This is a genomic window from Natrinema limicola JCM 13563, from assembly GCF_000337475.1.
GTDB lineage: Archaea > Halobacteriota > Halobacteria > Halobacteriales > Natrialbaceae > Natrinema > Natrinema limicola.
Map to the genome: position 1 here is coordinate 1 of NZ_AOIT01000001.1, position 481 is coordinate 481.

The window sequence follows — 481 nt, forward strand, 5'->3', positions numbered from 1 at the left end:
ACACCACATTGCCCGAAGGCTTCGGTTTGGACTGTATCGCGTTCAGTCGCCCTTACTAACGACATCGCGTTTGCTTTCTTTTCCTGCCGGTACTGAGATGTTTCAATTCCCGGCGTTCCCCATTGCGCGAAGCAATTGCGGTGGGGATTCCCATTCGGAGATCCTGAGTTCTTCGCCTCCGTGCGGCTCCCTCAGGCTTATCGCAGCTTGGCACGTCCTTCTTCAGCTCTCAAGCCGAGCGATCCACCAGCTGGCACAGTAGCNGCCTCCGTGCGGCTCCCTCAGGCTTATCGCAGCTTGGCACGTCCTTCTTCAGCTCTCAAGCCGAGCGATCCACCAGCTGGCACAGTAGCCACGTTCATCGGATCGGCGGTGCGACAGAGTCGCAACGTTGAGTGACCCGGGAACGGGTCCAGTGGACGCCTGGACTACACGTACACACGGTCTCATCTGCACGCCAGTAGACAGCTGGCCTGCATTA

General features: G+C 58.5%; 1 rRNA gene. It reads right to left on the minus strand.

The features are described 5' to 3' along the window. Nucleotides 1–271: ribosomal RNA gene (locus tag C476_RS00005) — 23S ribosomal RNA — on the minus strand; the annotation flags it as partial. Between the last annotated feature and the right edge of the window lie 210 nt (nt 272–481).